Raw genomic sequence first — 19127 nt, 5'->3', positions numbered from 1 at the left:
CACCGGATCACGTCAGTCCTCGACCGAGGCGTTGTACTCCTCGATCGTGCGGGACAGGCTCGCGGCGGCGTCGGCCATGGCCTCCTCGGCGGGGGTCCCACTGGTCAGGGCGGTCTCCCAACCCTCCTCGGCGGCGACACGGGCCTCGGACATCACGCCCATCATGCAGCCCGCCGTGTTCTCGTTGATCACCGAGTCCGCCAGCTGGTTGGCGGCCACGGAGAATTGCGGGAACTCCTCGGCGCGCTCGGAGGCCTCGGGACCGTCGTAGCCCTCGGTGTTGACCGCCAGGTATCCGGTTCCCGCGTGCCAGACCGACTGCGACTCCGGGGTGAGCAGGAACTGGACGAACTCCCAGGACCCGCGGATCTCCTCGGGGGTGTGGCCCTCACCGTTGATCCACAGCGAGGCACCGCCGATGACCGAACCGCCCGGGTCGTCCGCGCCGATCAGCGGGAAGTAACCGGCGCCGACCTCGAAGTCGGACTGCTCGATGAAGCCGCCCAGGGAACCGGTGGACTCCAGCGTCATCGCGGCGCGGCCCGAGGTGAACGCGGCCTGTCCGTCGTCGGTGTTGCGACCGATCTGGACCGCCAGTTCGTCCTCGATCATCTGGTCCCACCACTCGACGAGCTCCACGATCTTCGGGTCGTCGAAGAGCACCTCGCTGGCGCGGCCGTCACGGCCGTTGGAGGCGTCGCAGTACGGGGTGGCGGCGCGCGCCATGAACTGCTCGATGAACCACCCGTACACGGAGGCGCCGAAGCCGTACTGGATCACGGTGCCGTCGTCGTCCCGGACGGTGAGCTCCTCGGCGGCCTCACGGATGCCGGCGAGGTCGGTGGGCGGCGAGTCCGGGTCGAGTCCGGCCTCCTCGAACGCGTCCCGGTTGACGTACATCAGCGGGGTCGAGTTGTTGAAGGGGAACGACCTCAGCTCCCCGCCGACGGTGAAGTAGTTCAGGAGCGCGTCCTCGATCGAGGAGGTGTCGTAGCCGTCCTCGTCGAGGAAGGACTGCGCGGGGACGGTCTGCGCTGAGTCGATCATGAACTGCGTACCGAGGTCGAAGATCATGATCATCTCGGCGGTGTCGCCCTGCTGGATCGCCGCACGGTGACTGGCCAGGGCCTCGTCGTACTGGCCCTGGAAGGAGCCGGTGACCTGTACCCGGCCCTCGTTCTGGGCGTTGAACTCGTCGATGAGCCCGTCCAGCACCTGGCCGTTGGTGGCGTCCATGCTGTGCCAGAACTCGACCTGGACCGCCTCGTCGAGGTCGTCCAGGACCTCCGGCCCGGGCGCGGTGAGGTCACTGCCGCCACCGCCCCCTCCGTCTCCGGAACACGCGCTGAGGGCCAGGCCGAGGCTGGCGAGCAGGGCCGCGGCCTTCACGCCGCGACGTCGGGGGATACGTGTCATGGGATTCTTCTTCTCCACTGGGTTCTCGGGGCCTACTTGACCGCGCCCGCGGTGAGGCCCCGGACGATGAAGCGCTGTCCGAAGATCACGAGGGCGAGGGTGGGGATGACGGACAGGGCCGCACCCGCCAGGACGAGGCCGGGGTTGGCCGCCTCGCCCGCCTTGAGGCTGTTCAGACCGATCTGGAGGGTCTGCATCTCGGTGCTGCGCGTGATGATCAGCGGCCAGAAGTACATGTTCCAGCTGGTGATGAACACGTACATGCCGACGGCGGTCAGGGCCGGCTTGCTGAGCGGCATGAGGATCGTCCACAGGAACCTGAGGTGCCCCATGCCGTCGATGCGGGCCGCGTCGTACAGCTCCCGGGGGAACTGCCTGAAGCTCTGGCGCAGCAGGAAGGTGCCGAAGGCGTAGGCCAGGAAGGGCAGGACCAGACCGGCGTAGGTGTTGCCCAGGCCCCACCCGGTCAGGGTGAGGTAGTTCGGGATGAAGGTGGCCTCGGCCGGGACCATCAGCGTGGACAGGAACAGGGCGAAGACGACCGCGCTGCCCCGGAACCGCAGGAACACGAACGCGTACGCGGCCAGGGCCGACGTCACGAGCTGGCAGACCGTGATGATCCCGGCCATGACCAGTGAGTTCGTGTACATGCGCAGGAGCGGGACGGCGGCGAGCGCCCCCTGGATGTTCTCGAAGTTCACACCGGTGGGCAGCAGGCGCGGCGGGAACGTGGACAGCTCCCGCGACTCCATGAGGGTTCCCACGAACACGTAGTACACGGGGAACAGCACCGGGATGAGCAGCGCCGCCAGCATGAGGTACAGCAGGACGCGGCCGACGACGTGCCCGATCCCGTGCCGGTGACGCGCGCGGGCGCGGACCGGCTCGCTCCGGGAGAGCTGGTCGGCGGTGGCCGTCGCGGAGGGCCCGGTCATGAGTAGTGCACCTTCCGCTCGATGACACCGAACTGGACGACGGTGCACACCAGGACCACCACGAGGAGCACGAGCGCCTGGGCGCTGGCCCGGCCGAAGTCGCTGGTCCCGTAGGCGAAGGCGTCCTGGTAGATGGAGTAGACGAGGGTGGTCGTGGATCCGACCGGTCCGCCCGCGGTCAGGATGTGGATCTGCCCGAAGCTCTGGAGCGCGTTGATCGTGGAGATCACGATCAGGAAGAAGAGCTGCGGGCCGAGCATCGGGATGGTGACGTCCCAGGCCAGGCGGGGCCCGGTGGCGCCGTCGATACGGGCGGCCTCGTTGACCTCCTTGGGGATGGAGCCGACCCCGGCCGCGAGCACGAGGACTCCGTATCCGAGGTTCATCCACACCGTGGTGAGGGCGACCGACCACAGGGCCATCTCCTGGGAGGTCAGCCACGGGACCTGGTCGAAGCCCATCCGGTACAGGACGCCGTTGAGGACGCTGTTCCCGGGGCTGTAGAAGACCGCGAAGATCACCGAGGCACTGGCCACGGAGAAGGCGAAGGGGAGTGCGAAGGCCCCGCGCAGGAACCGCTGGGCCCGCAGCACCCCCTCCAGGAGGAGGACGACCACGAGGGCGCCCACGACACCGGGGACGACGACGCCGAGGGTGAACACCAGGGTGGTGAGGAGGATCCGGCCGAACTCGGGCGAGGCCATCTCGGCGAAGTGGCTCAGACCGACGAAGCGGTTGGGCTGGCCGATGATGTCGTTGCCGTGCATCGACAGGTAGACGGTGCGGCCCAGTGGATAGACCAGGAAGAGCGCGAAGATCACCACGGAGGGGCCGAGGAAGCCCCAGGCGAGTATCGCGTCCCGGCCCGGGCGGGCGCGCTTGTTCGAGGGCTTGGGGGAGGGTGGCGACGCGGCGCGGCGTTCTGTCACCGAACCATGGGTCACCCCGTTCCCCCCGTCCCGTCGGATGGTGGGTGAGGACACGGTTCGAAGTCTTCAGGGCGCAGGTGACCTGCGGTTCGCTGGACGGCGAACTGCGCGCCAACGAAAGCGCGCACATTGGTTATGACGGGCATCTATCACCACTCGTACATCTCGGACATCTTCAAAGTCCGCAGTATCGAGTGGTCGAAGACACACTGGCTATGACCCCAAGGACAGGTCTGTCTTACCTTCAGGTAAGACGCGACCGCCTGACCTCGACTTTCGGGTCAGACGGTCGTGTGACGTCGGGATTTCGACCGTGACAGTCGCGTCACCGGCCCGACACCGGACCGGTGCACGGAGTGCCCCAGTGCGGCCGGTGACGCAAGCCCCTCCAGGCGGTGGCCCGGCCGTCAGCTCCGGGGGTAGCCCTGGTGCAGCAACCCGTAGGTGATGGCCTGCTCCAGCGCCACCCACGAGGCGTCGACGACGTTCGGACCCACGCCGACGGTCGTCCACTCCTCGGTCCCGTCGCTGAAGGTGACGAGGATGCGGGTGATCGCGTTGGTGCCCGAGGTCCCCTCCAGGATGCGGACCTTGTAGTCGGTCAGCTCCAGCCCGGCGAGGGCCGTGTACACGTTCTCCATCGAACTGCGCAGCGCCCGGTCCAGGGCGTTGACCGGCCCGTTGCCCTCGGCCGTGGCGATGATCCGCTCACCCTTGACCCGGAGCTTGACGGTGGCCTCGCTGAGGCTCTCGTACTCGTTGGACAGCGGGCTGACCCCCGCGGCCGGACGGCGCTCGGTGAGCACCCGCCAGGACTCGGTCTCGAAGTACCGGACGGGGGAACCCAGCTCCTCGCGCAGCAGAAGCTCCAGGGAGGCGTCGGCCGCCTCGAAGCTGTACCCGGACAGTTCGAGGCTCTTGACGCGGTCCACGACCCGGCCGGACAGTTCGCGGTCCCCGGACAGGTCCAGGCCCAGCTCCCGCGCCTTGAGCTCGATGGAGGCGCGCCCGGCCATGTCGGAGACGAGCATGCGCATACGGTTGCCGACCAGCTCGGGGTCGGTGTGCTGGTAGAGGTCGGGGTCGACCTTGATCGCCGAGGCGTGCAGCCCGGCCTTGTGCGCGAAGGCCGACACCCCCACGTAGGGCTGGTGGGTGTCGGGCGCCAGGTTCACGATCTCCGCGATGGCGGTGGACACGCGGGTCATCTCGGCCAGGCAGCCCTCGGGCAGGACGTCCATACCGCGCTTGAGGCCGAGCGCACCGACCACCGAGAAGAGGTTGGCGTTGCCCACCCGCTCGCCGTAGCCGTTGGCGGTGCACTGGACGTGCGTGGCGCCCGCGTCCACGGCGGCGAGGGTGTTGGCGACCGCGCAGCCGGTGTCGTCCTGGGCGTGGATGCCCAGACGGGCGCCGGTGGCCTCCAGCACCTCCGTCACCACGCGTGTGACGTCACTGGGGAGCATGCCGCCGTTGGTGTCGCACAGGACGACGACGTCGGCTCCGGCTTCGGAGGCGGCGCGGACCACCGAGAGGGCGTACTCGGGGTCGTGGTGGTAGCCGTCGAAGAAGTGCTCGCAGTCCACGAACACGCGCTGTCCGTGTTCGCGCAGGTAAGAGACGGTGTCGGCGACCATGGCGAGGTTCTCGTCGAGGGTCGTGCGCAGGGCCCGTTCGACGTGCCGGTCGTCACTCTTGGCGACAAGGGTGACGACCGACGCGCCGCTGTCTCGCAGCGCGGCCACCTGTGGGTCGTCGGCGGCCCTCACACCGGCCCGGCGGGTCGCGCCGAACGCGGTGAGTCGCGCGTGTTCCAGCGTCAGCTCTTGTGAAGCCCGCTGGAAGAACTCGGTGTCCTTGGGGTTGGAGCCGGGCCAGCCGCCCTCGATGAACGCGACCCCGAAGTCGTCCAGCAGCTTCGCGATGGCCAGCTTGTCGGAGACCCGCAGGTTGATCCCCTCGCGCTGGGCTCCGTCGCGCAGCGTGGTGTCGAAGACGTGGAAACTGTCGTTCCTCATGGGTGGAACTCCCGGTCGGTGCTGTGTGTGGCGGCCCCGGCCAACAAAAAAGACCCCTCGTGGACACGAGAGGTCAGCGCGCTGGCAGGGTCCGGTTTCTTCCCTGCGTCTGGGCGGGAAGTCGTCAGCCAGCGCGCCCCAAAATAATGACTACCTGGGACAGCATGTCGCCAGTGTGCCACACGAACCCGACGGAGTCGCAGCTCGGGGCCAATATGTCTCACCAGGCGAGACGAATAATCCTCATATCGGACACACCGGACGCTTTTCGTGACTCCGGAGCCGCGTGTGAGGTGTCGGGGGCCGCCACCGGTGTCCGGTGACGGCCCCCGCCGGGATCTAGGCCCCCTGGAAGCGGGTGATCCAGCCGTGCCGGTCCTCGCGCAGGCCGGTCTGGAGGCCCACCAGCTCCTCACGCAGGCGCATGGTGACAGGGCCGGGCTGGCCGTCGCCGATGGTGAACTCACCGTCGTCGCTCTTGACGTGGCCGACCGGGGTGACCACGGCGGCGGTGCCACAGGCGAACACCTCGGTCATCTCACCGGACTCGGCGGCCGCCTTCCACTCCTCGATGGACAGCGGCTCCTCCTCGGCGGCAATGCCGAGGTCGGGGGCGAGGGTGAGCAGCGACTCACGGGTGATGCCGGGCAGTAGGGTGCCGGTCAGCGGAGGCGTGCGCAGGCGGGCGTTCTCGCCCTCGCCGAACACGAACCACAGGTTCATGCCGCCCATTTCCTCGACCCAGCGGTGCTCGCGGGCGTCGAGCCACACGACCTGGTCGCAGCCCTTCTCCACGGCCTGCGCCTGGGCCAGGAAGCTCGCGGCGTAGTTGCCCGCGAACTTCGCCGCGCCCGTCCCGCCGGGGGCGGCGCGGGTGAAGTCCTTGGACAGCCACACCGTCACCGGCTTGACGCCACCGGAGAAGTAGGAACCCACCGGCGACGCGATGAGCAGGTAGACGTAGCTGCGCGACGGGTTGTTGACGCCCAGGCCCACGTCGGTGGCGACCATGAAGGGGCGCAGGTACAGGCTGAAGTACTCCTTGGAGGGGACCCACTCGCCGTCGTGTTCGAGCAGCAGCTCGATGGACTTGAGGAAGAGCTCCTCGGGCAGCTCCGGCATGGCCATGCGCGCGGCGCTTCTGTTGAAGCGGGCGGCGTTGGCCTCGGGGCGGAACGAGGCCAGCGAGCCGTTCGGGTGGCGGTAGGCCTTGAGCCCCTCGAAGATCTCCTGCGCGTAGTGCAGTGCCGCCGTGGCGGGGTCCAGGCTCAGCGGACCGTAGGGCTCCAGCTTGGCGTCGTGCCAGCCCTTGCCCTCCGTGTACCGGATGCTCACCATGTGGTCGGTGAACACCTGGCCGAACCCGGGGTTCTCCAGCAGTTCCTCACGTTCCCGCGGGGTCTTCCGCTGGTCGGAGAGCTGGATGTCGAACGTCAACCCAGTGGTGGTGGTGTTGTTGTCCATGTCGTCGGTGGTCCTCTCGGATGCAACCGGTCGGCAGCGCCGCCGACCTGGGATCTAGTGTGTCGGAAGAGCGCACCCGGTGCCAGGTCGGGTCACACGGACAGCGGGCGCGCGGATGGGTCTCCGGCGCGCCCGCTGACGATCACGGTTGGTTCGTACGTCGTCGGCCGCGCCTCAGAGGTGGCAGGGCCGACGTCGGTGGTGTCAGCCCTGCTCGGCTACTCGCGCGGCGAGGTCGTCACCGATGCGGGAGGTGGTGCGGACCACACCGTCCTGGGCGCGGGTCTTGAGGTCGGCGGAGACCGCGGCCTCGATCCGGCCCGCGGCCTCGGGCAGGCCCAGGTGGTCCAGCATGGTCGCGGCGGAGAGCACGGTGGCGGTGGGGTCGGCCTTGCCCTGGCCCGCGATGTCCGGGGCGGAGCCGTGGACCGGCTCGAACATGCTGGGGAAGGTGTTGTCCGGGTTGATGTTGCCGCTCGCGGCCAAGCCGATGCCGCCGGTGATGGCGGCGCCGATGTCGGTGATGATGTCGCCGAAGAGGTTGTCGGTGACGACCACGTCGAAGCGGCCGGGCTGGTTGACGAAGTACATCGCGGCGGCGTCGACGTGGCAGTAGTCCACGGACACCTGCGGGTACTCGGCCCCGACCTCCCTGACGGTGCGCTGCCACAGCTCGCCCGCGAAGGTCAGGACGTTGTCCTTGTGCACCAGGGTCAGCTTCTGACGGGGGCGGGCCGCGGCCTTCTCGAAGGCGAAGCGGACCAGGCGCTCCACGCCGAAGCGGGTGTTGACGCTGTCCTGGGTGGCGATCTCGTGCGGGGTGCCCTTGCGCAGCACACCCCCGGCGCCCGCGTAGGGGCCCTCGGTGCCCTCACGCACGACCAGCATGTCGATGTCCTCGGGGGCCACACCGGCCAGGGGGCTGTCCACCCCGGGGTAGAGGCGCACGGGGCGCAGGTTGACGTAGTGGTCGAACTCGAAGCGCAGGCGCAGCAGCAGGCCGCGCTCCAGGACGCCGCTGGGGACGGACGGGTCGCCGACGGCCCCCAGGAAGATCGCCTCGTGCTCGCGCAGCTCGGCGGCGACCGAGTCGGGCAGCGTCTCGCCGGTGCGGTGCCAGAGCCTGGCTCCGAGCTCGTACTCGGTGGTGTCGATGGCCAGGTCGTACTGGGAGGCCGCGACCTCCAGCACCTTGAGACCCTCGGCGACCACCTCGGAGCCGATCCCGTCACCGGGGATGACGGCCAGTTTCAGGGTGCGAGCTGCCATTGGACTGCCTCTAACTCGGACGTGACCCCACCACGGCTGTCTCACCTGGCGAGATCAAGGGAACAGTAGGTGAGACAACTGTACCGGCCCAGGTGACCGGTACAGCCGCCCGACCTCGGATCCGCTCAGTCGCGACGGTTGATCGCGTCCTGGAGGGCGCGGTGGATCTCGTCGTCGGCGTCGGGCGTGGACGGGTACTCGATCATGTCGTACATGTGATCCTCCGGAGGCTCTGCGTGACGGCGGGAGCGTACGGCTCAGCCGCTGGCGTTCGACGGTGTGCGCCCCTGGGCCCGATGGCGGCGGAGGCCGGATCGGCCCGGACGGGCGCGGTGTGGGCGACGTTGTCCACTACAGAAGGACAGGAGCTCGCCCCGGCGGGATCGTCTGCCGGAGGCGCCGACACGACCCGGCGCGGAAGGACCGCGTCAGGACGCCCGGACAAGGGTGGCGCCGGGCGGAGTAGGCGCTGGACCGTGGTGTGCGGCGGTGGAGCCGACACCACTGACTCCTAGGACGTCAGAATATCGGATGTCCAACTATATGACCAGAGATTCTCACACTGTGAGACGCTTCGGCGTTTCCAATGGTCAAAGCGGCACGACAGAGATCGGCCCGTTCGAGCGGCTGCCCCTGTTCACCTCCGGATCCCCATGAGCAGGAGCCACGCACCACGCCCCTGGGTGAGCGCGCGGACGCGGCGCTCCCACCGCTCGGCCTCCGTCCGCCAGCGGACCTGTGCCTTCTCCGCCTTGCGCATCTTCCGGTGCCAGTCCTTCGGCGGTCCGCCACCCTCCTCCTCGTCCACTGTCAGGAGCCCGGTGTGGTCCAGCTCGTGGACACCCCACAACTCGGCCACGGCGGCGTCCCGGTCCGCCTCGTCCACACCCAGGTGCCGCGCGCGAGCGAAGGCCGCGGTGCGCTCGAGGCGCAGGGACCGTGTCCGTCCACCGGCGCCCCGCACGAGGACGAGCCCGGCGCCCTCCCGGTCGGCGGCCGCGGTCAGGGCCCGCACCATCCGCCTCCTCGGACGCACGCCCGGCGACAGCAGGAGCCGGAAGGGGACGTCGGGGTCGGCCACCGGCTCCGACTCGGCCAGGCGCACCCTCGGTTCGCACCGGTAGTGCTCGTGGAGCAGTCGCACGTCCAGCGCCGGGTCGTCCACCGTGGCGTGCCGTCCCGGTGTCACCCGGGACCACTGGCCCACCAACGTGACCCGGACGTCGGCCACGTCACCGGCCAACAGGGCGTCCACCGTCGCGGTGACGTCCTCGAACGCGCGACCCACGGTGTCGATCTCCACGTCGACGAACGGCACCTGCCAGGACCGCTTGGGTGCCACACGACGCGAGTTCAGCCGGGGTACCCGGTTCTCCATGAACGGCCGCCGGAAGCGCGCCGCCTCCGCCCCGCGCTCCTCCGTCGTCGGCCTCCCCAGGTGCAGACCGGTGGCCAGGGGCTCGGGGACGAACACCGCGCCCCGCTGGGAGAGCCGGTAGCCGAGTTCGCTGTCCTCGCCCATCACCAGGTCGGCCGCCGACCCTCCGGCGGTCGAGTACAGCGCGCGAGGCAGGGAGGCGGTGGCCCCGGTGAAGATCTGCCAGGCCCGGTGCCCCGCGTCACGCAGTCCTTCGGTGCGTTCCAGGACCTCGGTGATCCACTCCATGCTGTCCGTGCCCGCGCCCGTGAGGTCCGCGTGCCTCCCCGAGCGCACGAGTTCGTACACCTCGGCGGGGGTCAGCCCGGGGTCGGGGTCACCGAACTCGACCCCGCCCATGACGACGAGGTAGTCGGCCAGGTGGTGCCAGCGCATCTGCGCCTCGACGTGCTCGCGGCCGACCACCACGTCCGCGTCCAGCCGCATCACGACCGACGCCCGTGTGGCCTCCACCCCCACGCCGACCGCGTGCCCGGGGCCCCATCCGTGCTCGGGCGCGACGACCAGCCGGGTGTGCTCGGGACGCACGGTCGGCAGCCGCAGCGCGGGCTCGCTGCCGTCGTCCACCACCACGACCTCCGTCAGGGCGGACGGATAGCTCTGCGCGCTCAGTGCGGCCAGCGCCAGGTCGAGCTTCTCCTGCCCGCCGTACGCCGGGACGACCACGCACACCGACAGGTCCGGCTCCCACTCCCCCAGGGGCGGCGGTTCCAGCACCGAGTAGTCGTTGCGGACCACCCGGGGCCTTCCCTCCCGGGTCCCTCCTCGCGCGGTTCCGGAACCGGTCCCCGCGCCGCGCACGCCCTCGTTCACCATGTCCCGTCCCACGTCCTCAACCGATGATCCGGTACAGGAGCCGACCGGTTCGGCTCCTGGTCAACCAGCGGAACCGGCTCTCCAACCGCTCGGCTCGGACCCGCTCCGACTCCGCCCGCGCCTGGGCCTGCTCCAACCGTTCCCGCCAGTCCCCCGGGGGCTCCGCCACCGCCTTCACGGGGGGTGCCTCCGACGGTTCCTCCTGCGTGGACAACACCGCGTCGCCGTCGATCCAGTGCACTCCGGCCACCCGGTCCACCAGGTCGTCCAGGTCCTCCTCCGCCACCCGCAGCCGCCGTGCGCGGGCCAGGGCCGCCACGCGTTCCAGCCGGGGGCCGCCCAGGTCGTCACCGGGCCCCGTGGCGCGCACCAGCCCCGAGTGGGTCTCGTCGGCCAGCCCGATCATGTGGTTCAGGGCGTGCGGGGCCATGGGCTGCCCTGGGACGGCCCGCAGCACGAAGGGGACGTCGGGGTCGCCCACCGGCTCCGACTCGGCCAGACGCACCCTCGGTTCGCACCGGTAGTGCTCGTGGAGCAGTCGCACGTCCAGGTCCGGATCGTCCAGGACCCGGTGCCGCCCCGGCGTCACTCGGGACCACCGCCCCACCAACGTGACCCGGACATCGGCCACGTCACCGGCCAGCAGCGCGTCCACCGTCTGGGCCACCTCGTCGAACCCCGCCCCTTCGGTCTCGACCACCGCGTCGACCAGCGGCACCTCCCACTGGCGTCCCCTCAGGGACCGTCGCTCTTCGGCGAGCGGGAGCCGGGATCCGACGAAGGGGCGGCGGAACCGGCCCCCCTCCTCCCTGCGGGCCTCCATCTGCGGGAGTCCCAGGTGCCAGCTACCAGCCTCCAGTTCGGGCACGAAGACCGCCCCGTTCTGCGCGAACCGGTATCCGAGGTGGGTGTCCTCTCCCAGGACGAGCGCGGACGCGGCCCCGCCCGACTCCTCGAAGAAGGCTCGGCGCACCGATCCGGTCCCGCCGATGAAGTAGTGGAAGCCCTGGTGGCCGACCTCGCGCAGGAGGTCCGTGCGCTTGTAGGCACGCCGCAGCCAGACCAGTTCCTCACCCGGACCGGCCACCAGCGCCTCGGGTTCGCCCCGGCGGACCGCGTCGAGGACGGCCGCCGGGAACAGGGTCCCGGGTGTGTGTTCGACACAACGCAGATGACCGGTGACCGCGACGTAGTCGGCCAGGTGGTGCCAGCGCATCTGCGCCTCGAGGTGCTCGCGGAAGGCGATCATGTCCGCGTCGAAGAACAGCAGCACGTCCGCGTCAGTGGCGGCCGCGCCGGTGTTCAGCGCGTGCCCGCGCGCCCACCCGCCGGGGTCGTTGGGCACGATCCGGGTGTGCTCGGGGCGGATCGGCGGCAGCCGCAACGCCGGATCACTGCCGTCGTCCACCACCACGACCTCCGTCAGAGCGGACGGATAGCTCTGCGCGGCCATCGACGCCAAAGTCAGGTCGAGCTTCTCCTGCCCGGCGTAGGTCGGGACGACCACGCACACCGACAGGTCCGGCTCCCACTCCCCCAGCGGTGGCGGTTCCAGCACCGAGTAGTCGTTGCGGCGGATGAACGGACGGGGCGTCGACGGCGCCTCCGCCGGACCGCCCTGGACAAGCGTCATCGGTCGCTCCCAGTTGTCGGAGAGTCGGGTGTGGTCGTCTCGGTCGTCGGTGCCGGGGCGTCCTCCGGGCTGGACTCCAGCAGTGCGCTGGGACGCCAGCCGCGCCACTGGCGCAGGGGTTCGCGCAGGAAGTAGCCGGAGGTCTCGCTCCAGGTGTGGCCGGATCCCCTGCGCCGGATGACGCATCCCAGGCCGTGGGTCCGGTAGGTGGAACCGCCCGCGTCCCGCACGTCGTCGAGGAGCCCGGCGTCCTCGTCGACCGGCAGGGGTCGGAAGCCGCCCACCTCCTCCAGGGTGGTGCGGTCGGTGAGGATCGAGGCGCCGGTGACGTGTTCGGCGAAGGCCTCGGACGGGACCAGGCGCCGCACGGTCAGGCCGAGGTGCTCCAGGTGGTGGTACTCGGCCGCGCATCCCACCAGTTCGGCGCCCGAGTAGCGGCGCGCCAGCACGAGGTCCGACAGGTGCTCCGGCCCGTACCAGTCGTCGTCGTCCATCTTCGCCACCAGGGTTCCGCTGGTCCGGGCCACCGCCCCGTTCAGCACCGAACCGAAGACCAGGTCGCCCGGTGGTTCCCAGACCAGCAGGGACCGGCCGCCCCTCCGGTACTCCGCGATCGCGGCCGCGACCCCCGGAGCGTCGACCTCGAACCCGTGCAGCGCGAGCACGACCTGCACCTCCACGCCCCGCTGGCGGGCCACCTGCCGCAGCGCGAACCCCACCATCTCCGGTCGCCGCGTGCAGAGCACGACCGACACCGAGGGCTCCGCCGGAATCGGAGGACCGCCCGACTCGGCGAGGAGGCGGGCCCGACCGTGCGCCCCGTGCACCCGCAGCGCCGCCCGCCGCAACCGGACGCTGTGCTCCTCGCGGAAGAGCTCGTCGGCCAGTTCCTCCTCGGGCGAGTGCGCGAGCAGGGCGTGCAGCTCCTCCCCCAGGGGACGCGCCCAGAGCGGCGGGCGGGAACCCACGAGCGGGATCCCCGCGGCAGCCAGACCGGCCACCGCGCGCACCGCCGCCAACGGACCGCTGTGCCGACCCCACTCCACCCGCACCCCACGCAGGTCACGCAGACCCGCCACGTCCACGTCCGACACCGCGCCGTCCTCCGGCACCCGCCAACGCACACCGTTCCCGGCGACCAGCACCCAACGCCCGCCACGCGAGACCAACCGGCCCACACGCGGAGTGGAGGTCCGGGTGAAACCCGTCGGGTTCACGACCCGCTCGTCCACCGCCGGAACGTCGTCCACCGAGAGACGGGTGGCCCCGGCCGCCCGGGACACCGCCCCCCGTCCGCCCAGGCGCAGCCAGGACGGGTCGGTCGCCGACCGGTTCCCCGCACTGGTCGGCGTGGCCCAGCCGGGCCCGCGCCGATTGCCCGCCAGTCCCCGGGCGACGGCCTCCAGCACCAGTGCCGCCTCGACCGGGTCGACGAAGGAGAACTCCCACATCCAGCCCCGGTCCGGCAGTCGTCGTGTCCGCGAGTACAGCAGACCGGACCACTCCCCCAGCCCCGGCGGGGCGGGCATCGGCGGGGACTGGCGCGGCGCCGTGCCCCGGACCGCGATACCGAACCCGGTCGCGGCGGGCAGCCGCTCGGCCCGCGGGACGGCGGCGCGCAGGTCGGCGGCGGTCACGGCGACGAGTACGAGCAGGTCGACCGGGGGCCTCGTCCGTGCGCCCCTGGCACCTCCGCCCCGACCCAGGTCGACGACTCGGCCCCCGGTCTCCCCGGCCAGCGTCGCCGCGGTCGCGGCCGCGCCCGGGCCCGTGTGGGCGATCAGGACCGTCCGCGCCCCGTGCGCCCGTCGCGCGCGGGTCAACAGTGCCTCGATCACCGGGTCGTCCCCGCGAAGCGGATCCGCTCCTCCTCCGACTCGGCGAGATCCGTCCAGGTCCCGGCCAGGACGGTGGTCGGCAGGTCCTCCGGATCCGGTTCCAGCAGGGCGCTGGGCCGCCACCCCGGAAGCTGCCGTTCGCTGCTCAGCCGCAGGAAGTAGCCCGCGCCGACGCCCCAGGTGTGGCCGTCCGCCTTGCGCCGCAGTACGTAGTTGCAGCCGTGCCCCCGGTGGACACGGCCGCCCATCCGCTCGATCGCCACCAGCAGGTGCGTGTCCTCGGCGGTCGACACCCGGGCGAACCCGCCCGCCTCCTCCAGCGTTCTGCGGTCCGTCATCAGGGTGCCCCCGGCGGCCCTGTGCCACAGGGCGTCGGTCTTGCCCGCCAGGCGCACCGTGCGGTCGAGGGATTCCAGGTACGCGAAGGAGACGATGCTCCCGACGAGGTCGGCCCCGGAGTAGCGGCGGGCCTCCAACAGGTCGGACAGGTGCTGCGGCCCGTACCAGTCGTCGTCGTCCATCTTCGCCACCAGGGTTCCGCTGGCCCTCGCGATCGCCCCGTTCAGCACCGAACCGAAGACGAGGTCCTCCGGCGGCTCCCAGACCACGAGCGAACGGCCGCCCCTCCGGTAATCCGCGACCGCCTCCGCCACACCCGGAACGTCCGCCGAGAACCCGTGCAGCGCGAGCACGACCTCCACCTCCACGCCCCGTTGACGGGCCACCTGCCGCAGCGCGAACCCCACCATCTCCGGTCGCCGCGTGCACAGCACCACCGACACCGAGGGCTCCAACGGCATCGGCAGACCCCGCGACTCGGCGAGGAGGCGGGCCCGACCGTGCGCCCCGTGCACCCGCAGCGCTGCCCGCCGCAACCGGACACTGTGCTCCTCCCGCGCCTGCGGGTCCACCATCAACCGTTCCTCCACGGAGGTGAGCAGGTCCGAGAGTTCCGCGCCCAGGCACCGCGCCCATCCGGGCACCGGGCCGCTCACCAGTGGAATCCCCGCGACTGCCAGGCCCGCCACCGCGCGGACCGCCGCCAACGGACCGCTGTGCCGACCCCACTCGACACGCACCGCGCGCAGGTCACGCAGACCCGCCACGTCCACGTCCGAGACGGAGCCGTCCTCCGGCACCCGCCAACGCACACCGTTTCCGGCGACCAGCACCCAACGCCCGCCACGCGAGACCAACCGGCCCACACGGGAGGTGGAGCCCCGGGTGAAACCCATCGGGTTCACCACCCGCTCGTCCACCACCGGAACGTCGTCCACCGACAGCTCCCGGATCGTCGGGCGGGCCGACAGCGCGCCGGGACGTCCCAGTACGGCCCAGGTGGGGCCCGTGGCCGGAACCACGTCCGGGTCCTCCCTCCGCGGCGCGGCCTGGCCACGCCGACCACCCACCATCGCCTGCGCGACCGCCCGCAGGACCGCCCCCGAGTCGACCGGATCGGTGAACGCGAACGAGCACGACCACCCCCGGCCCTGCAGGCGGCCCACCTGGAAGTGGAGCAGGCCCTCCCACTGCCCCAGGCCCGGTGGGGTGGGCATGGGCGGGCCGGTGTGCCGGGCCGAGGCGGCGACCACCACCCGAAGGTCGGCGGCCGAGGGCAGTCCCGCGCTCAGCGGGACCGCCGCACGCAGGTCCGCCGTGGTGGCCGCGAGGACCACGACGCGTTCGACCGGTCCGTCGAACTCGCGCCCGTCCGCCTTCCGGAGGTCGACGACCTCCAACCCGTCCCCGGGCCGGACGGGGCCCGGGTCGGTTCCCTCACCGACGTGGCACAGCAGCAGGCGCCCCGCCCCGCGCCCCCGGAGGGCCTCGGTCAGGGCCCCTTCCCTCACGACACCGCCCGGCTGTGCACGGGGGCGGTCTTGATCACCTGTACCTCGGACAGCCGACCGCTCATCTCCGTGCGCAGCTCGGACACGGACTCGGCCACCGAGTCCAGGCGGTCGGTCAGGTCGTCGGCACGGCCGAACATCTCGGCCCTGTTCTCGCCCGCGATCTCGGCCACCTCGCGCACCTGCCGGTCGAGGCCCCGACGGAGCTGGCGGATTTGGGCGGCGGTCCGCCGTGTCTGGACCACGAGCAGCGCGATCAGGCCGGTGAGCCCGGCCAGGACCGTGATCTGCACGGCCGACCAGAGGTCGACCAACCCCATGAAGAACAGCGATCCGAGTGCCGCGGAGACCGCGAGCACCGAAAGAACGGACATGAGAACGAGACGCCGCCGCAGAAAACGCAATTCGAACCCCATTCGCGCGGAACACCGGATTTCCCGAGAACCGACCGACGAGGAATGACCACCCGCAGCCGACCCTTGGCCACGCTTACATCCGCACCACGGAGACGAAGAACCAGGCTGGCGGGGGTGTCACGATGTTTGCCAACCACAGACGCACTCTTTGGATCGAATTACAAAGGACAAAATCAATCCTCATAGAGGCATAAATGGGAAATTCATGCGACATGAAAAAGGGACCGTTCCGCGCGGATATCGGATGTCGACATCCGGGGCGGAACGGCCCCCGTACTGACCGGTTCCGGTCAGTCCTCCAGGTCGATCTGGCGGGCGATCTCGGCGTCGATCTCCGCGGCGATCGACGTCAGGATCTCGTCCGGCACGGCGGAGTCCACGGTCAGGGCGATCAGCGCCTTGCCGCCCTCCTGGTCCCGGATGACCTGCATGCCCGCGATGTTGACCTCGGCGTCGCCGAGCAGCGCGCCGACCTTGCCGACGATGCCCGGGCGGTCCTCGTAGGAGAGGAACACCATGTGCTCGTCGAGGCCGATCTCCATCGTGTAGTTGTTGATCTCGACCAGCTTCTCGGACTGGCGGGGACCGGTCAGCGTGCCCGAGACCGAGACCAGGGTCCCGTCCGCCAGCACACCGCGCACGGAGATCAGGTTGCGCCAGTCGGTGCTGTCGTCGCTGGTGACCAGGTTGACCTCGACACCGCGCTCCTTGGCGAGCAGCGGCGCGTTCACGAAGGTCACGGTGTCCTCGACCACGTCGGTGAACACACCCTTGAGGGCGGCCAGCTCCAGGACCTTGACGTCGTGCTGGGCGATCTCACCGCGCACCTCGACGTCGATCCTCGCGGCGAGCGCCCCGGCCAGCGAGGTGAACACCCGGCCGAGCTTCTCGGTGAGCGGCAGACCCGGCTTGATCTCCTCCGCGACCCCGGTGCCCTGCACGTTCACCGCGTCCGGAACGAACTCGCCGGACAGCGCCAGCTTCACCGAGCGGGCCACCTGGGTGCCCGCCTTCTCCTGCGCCTCGGCGGTGCTCGCGCCCAGGTGCGGGGCGACCACGACGTTCTCGAACTCGAACAGCGGGCTGTCCGTGGTGGGCTCCTTGGCGAACACGTCGATGCCCGCACCGGCCACGCGACCGTCCTTGAGCGCCCGGTACAGGGCCTCCTCGTCGAGGATGCCGCCGCGCGCGGCGTTGATGACCCGTACGGAGGGCTTGACCTTGCTCAGCGCCTCGTCGCCGATCAGGCCCACCGTGTCCTTGTTCTTGGGCAGGTGGATGGTGATGAAATCCGAGCGCTCCAGCAACTCGTCCAGGGTCACCATCTCCACGCCGATCTGGGCGGCGCGGGCGGGCTGCACGAAGGGGTCGAAGGCGATGACCCGGGTGCCGAAGGCCAGCAGGCGCTGGGCGACCAGGGCGCCGATCCGGCCGAGGCCGACCACGCCGACGACCTTCTCGTAGAGCTCCACACCCGTGTACTTGGACCGCTTCCACTCACCGTTGATGAGCGCGTTGTGGGCGGGGGCGGTGTTGCGGGCGCTGGCGAGCAGCAGGTTGATGGCCTGCTCGGCGGCGCTGATGATGTTGGAGGTGGGGGCGTTGACCACCAGGACGCCGGCCTTGGTGGCGGCGTCCACGTCCACGTTGTCCAGGCCGACACCGGCGCGGGCGACGACCTGGAGGCGGTTGGCCGCGGCGACGGCCTCGGCGTCGACCTGCGTGGCGCTGCGCACGATCAGGGCGTCGACGCCGGACAGGGCGGGAAGCAGCTGGGACCGGTCGGCACCGTCCACATGGCGTACTTCGAAGTCTTCCTCGAGAAGCGCGATTCCGGCAGGCGAAAGCTTTTCCGCGACGAGTACGACGGGTTTGGTCACAACTGTTCCTTTTCGGGTGGTGCGACCCGATCGCGCAGGTGGAGGCGCTGCCCGAATCGGGTGTGACGGCCGGTCCAAAGTCTACTAGCGGGGTAGGGAAGCCCGTCGGGCGGATGGGGGAACCGCCGACGAAAGAAGAGTCACCCTCCCCCGCGAACGCCACCGGGGGCGGAGCGACCGCCCCGCCCCCGGTGGGGATTTCGAGTTACGAGAGGCGCTGTTACCCCTTGAGCCAGCTCATCAGCGGACGCAGTTCGGCGCCCACCTTCTCGATCTGCTCGTTCTGCTCGGCCTCACGGCGCTTGCCGAAGGTCGGCTGACCGGCGTCGAACTCGTCCATGAGCTCCTTGGCGTACGTGCCGTCCTGGATCTCGCCCAGGATCTTGCGCATCTCCTCGCGGGTCTGCTCGGTGACGAGGCGCGGTCCGCGGGTGTAGCCGCCGTACTCGGCGTTGTCCGAGACGGACCAGTTCATCTTGGAGATGCCGCCCTCGTACATGAGGTCGACGATCAGCTTGAGCTCGTGCAGGCACTCGAAGTAGGCGATCTCCGGCTGGTAGCCCGCCTCGACCAGGGTGGCGAAACCGGCCTTGACCAGCTCCTCGGTGCCACCGCACAGGACGGCCTGCTCACCGAAGAGGTCGGTCTCGGTCTCCTCGGTGAAGGTGGTCCGGATGACACCGGCCTTGGTGCCGCCGATGCCCTTGGCCCACGACAGCGCCAGGTCCCAGGCCTGCCCGCTGGCGTCCTTCTCGACCGCGACCAGGCAGGGCACGCCGCGCCCGGCCTCGTACTGGCGGCGGACCAGGTGGCCCGGGCCCTTGGGGGCGACCATGGCGACGTCGACGCCCTCGGGGGCCTTGATCAGGCCGTAGCGGATGCTGAAGCCGTGCCCGAAGAAGAGGGCGTTGCCCGCCTCCAGGTTGGGCTCGATCTCCTGGGCGTACAGGTCACGGTGGATGTGGTCCGGGACCAGGATCATGATGACGTCGGCCTCGCGGGTGGCCTCCGCGGGGCTGACGACCCGCAGGCCCTCCTCCTCGGCCTTGGCGCGGCTCTTGGAGCCCTCGGCCAGACCGACCCGGACGTCCACGCCCGAGTCCCGCAGCGACAGCGCGTGCGCGTGGCCCTGGCTGCCGTAACCGATCACGGCGACCTTCTTGCTCTGGATGAGCGCGAGGTCGGCGGCGTCGTCGTAGTACATCTGTGCTGCCACTTGGGGTTG

The 19127-nt window shown here is 70.5% G+C and carries 13 protein-coding genes; all 13 read right to left on the bottom strand.

Features of this window, described 5'->3' with window-relative positions:
- Nucleotides 1-12: 12 nt before the first annotated feature.
- Nucleotides 13-1416 carry an ABC transporter substrate-binding protein gene (locus KBX21_RS20615; RefSeq protein WP_210843123.1) on the bottom strand — a complete coding sequence of 468 codons (1404 nt, stop codon included), beginning with the start codon at nt 1414-1416 and terminating at the stop codon, nt 13-15.
- 32 nt (nt 1417-1448) lie between these two features.
- On the bottom strand, nt 1449-2351 hold the full coding sequence (locus tag KBX21_RS20610; RefSeq protein ID WP_199776479.1) for a carbohydrate ABC transporter permease: 903 nt from the start codon (nt 2349-2351) through the stop codon (nt 1449-1451).
- The gene (locus tag KBX21_RS20605) at nt 2348-3295 is read right to left on the bottom strand and encodes a carbohydrate ABC transporter permease (RefSeq protein ID WP_210843133.1); all 948 of its coding nucleotides are present in this window, start codon (nt 3293-3295) and stop codon (nt 2348-2350) included. Before KBX21_RS20605 ends, KBX21_RS20610 begins: the two co-directional genes overlap by 4 nt.
- Before the next feature lie 392 nt (nt 3296-3687).
- Entirely contained in the window at nt 3688-5298 is a 1611-nt protein-coding gene (gene cimA, locus KBX21_RS20600) for a citramalate synthase (RefSeq protein ID WP_210843121.1), read from the bottom strand.
- Nucleotides 5299-5637: 339 nt separating this feature from the next.
- Entirely contained in the window at nt 5638-6762 is a 1125-nt protein-coding gene (locus KBX21_RS20595; RefSeq protein WP_049568505.1) for a branched-chain amino acid aminotransferase, read from the bottom strand.
- 204 nt (nt 6763-6966) lie between these two features.
- Nucleotides 6967-8031: a 3-isopropylmalate dehydrogenase gene (locus tag KBX21_RS20590; RefSeq protein ID WP_049568503.1), complete on the bottom strand. Its 1065-nt coding sequence runs from the start codon at nt 8029-8031 to the stop codon at nt 6967-6969.
- Between the two features lie 637 nt (nt 8032-8668).
- Nucleotides 8669-10285 carry a glycosyltransferase family 2 protein gene (locus KBX21_RS20585; protein WP_210843120.1) on the bottom strand — a complete coding sequence of 539 codons (1617 nt, stop codon included), beginning with the start codon at nt 10283-10285 and terminating at the stop codon, nt 8669-8671.
- Between the two features lie 16 nt (nt 10286-10301).
- The gene (locus tag KBX21_RS26980; RefSeq protein ID WP_210843118.1) at nt 10302-11918 is read right to left on the bottom strand and encodes a glycosyltransferase family A protein; all 1617 of its coding nucleotides are present in this window, start codon (nt 11916-11918) and stop codon (nt 10302-10304) included.
- Entirely contained in the window at nt 11915-13756 is a 1842-nt protein-coding gene (locus KBX21_RS20575; protein WP_210843116.1) for a hypothetical protein, read from the bottom strand. Before KBX21_RS20575 ends, KBX21_RS26980 begins: the two co-directional genes overlap by 4 nt.
- Nucleotides 13753-15606, bottom strand: coding sequence for a glycosyltransferase family A protein (locus KBX21_RS20570; protein WP_210843114.1), 1854 nt, complete (start codon nt 15604-15606; stop codon nt 13753-13755). The genes KBX21_RS20575 and KBX21_RS20570 overlap by 4 nt, the downstream gene beginning before the upstream one ends.
- A complete protein-coding gene (locus tag KBX21_RS20565; protein ID WP_049568497.1) occupies nt 15603-15980 on the bottom strand; it encodes a hypothetical protein in 378 nt (125 codons plus the stop codon). The genes KBX21_RS20570 and KBX21_RS20565 overlap by 4 nt, the downstream gene beginning before the upstream one ends.
- A gap of 332 nt (nt 15981-16312) precedes the next feature.
- On the bottom strand, nt 16313-17902 hold the full coding sequence (serA, locus tag KBX21_RS20560) for a phosphoglycerate dehydrogenase (protein ID WP_049568494.1): 1590 nt from the start codon (nt 17900-17902) through the stop codon (nt 16313-16315).
- Nucleotides 17903-18122: 220 nt separating this feature from the next.
- Complete coding sequence (ilvC, locus tag KBX21_RS20555; protein WP_199560618.1) at nt 18123-19118, bottom strand: ketol-acid reductoisomerase; 996 nt, start codon at nt 19116-19118, stop codon at nt 18123-18125.
- Between the last annotated feature and the right edge of the window lie 9 nt (nt 19119-19127).

This window comes from Nocardiopsis sp. B62 (assembly GCF_018070675.1).
GTDB classification, from domain to species: Bacteria; Actinomycetota; Actinomycetes; order Streptosporangiales; family Streptosporangiaceae; genus Nocardiopsis; species Nocardiopsis prasina.
The sequence above is the reverse complement of the archived record's forward strand: the minus strand, read 5'-3'. Positions and strand labels throughout refer to the sequence as shown.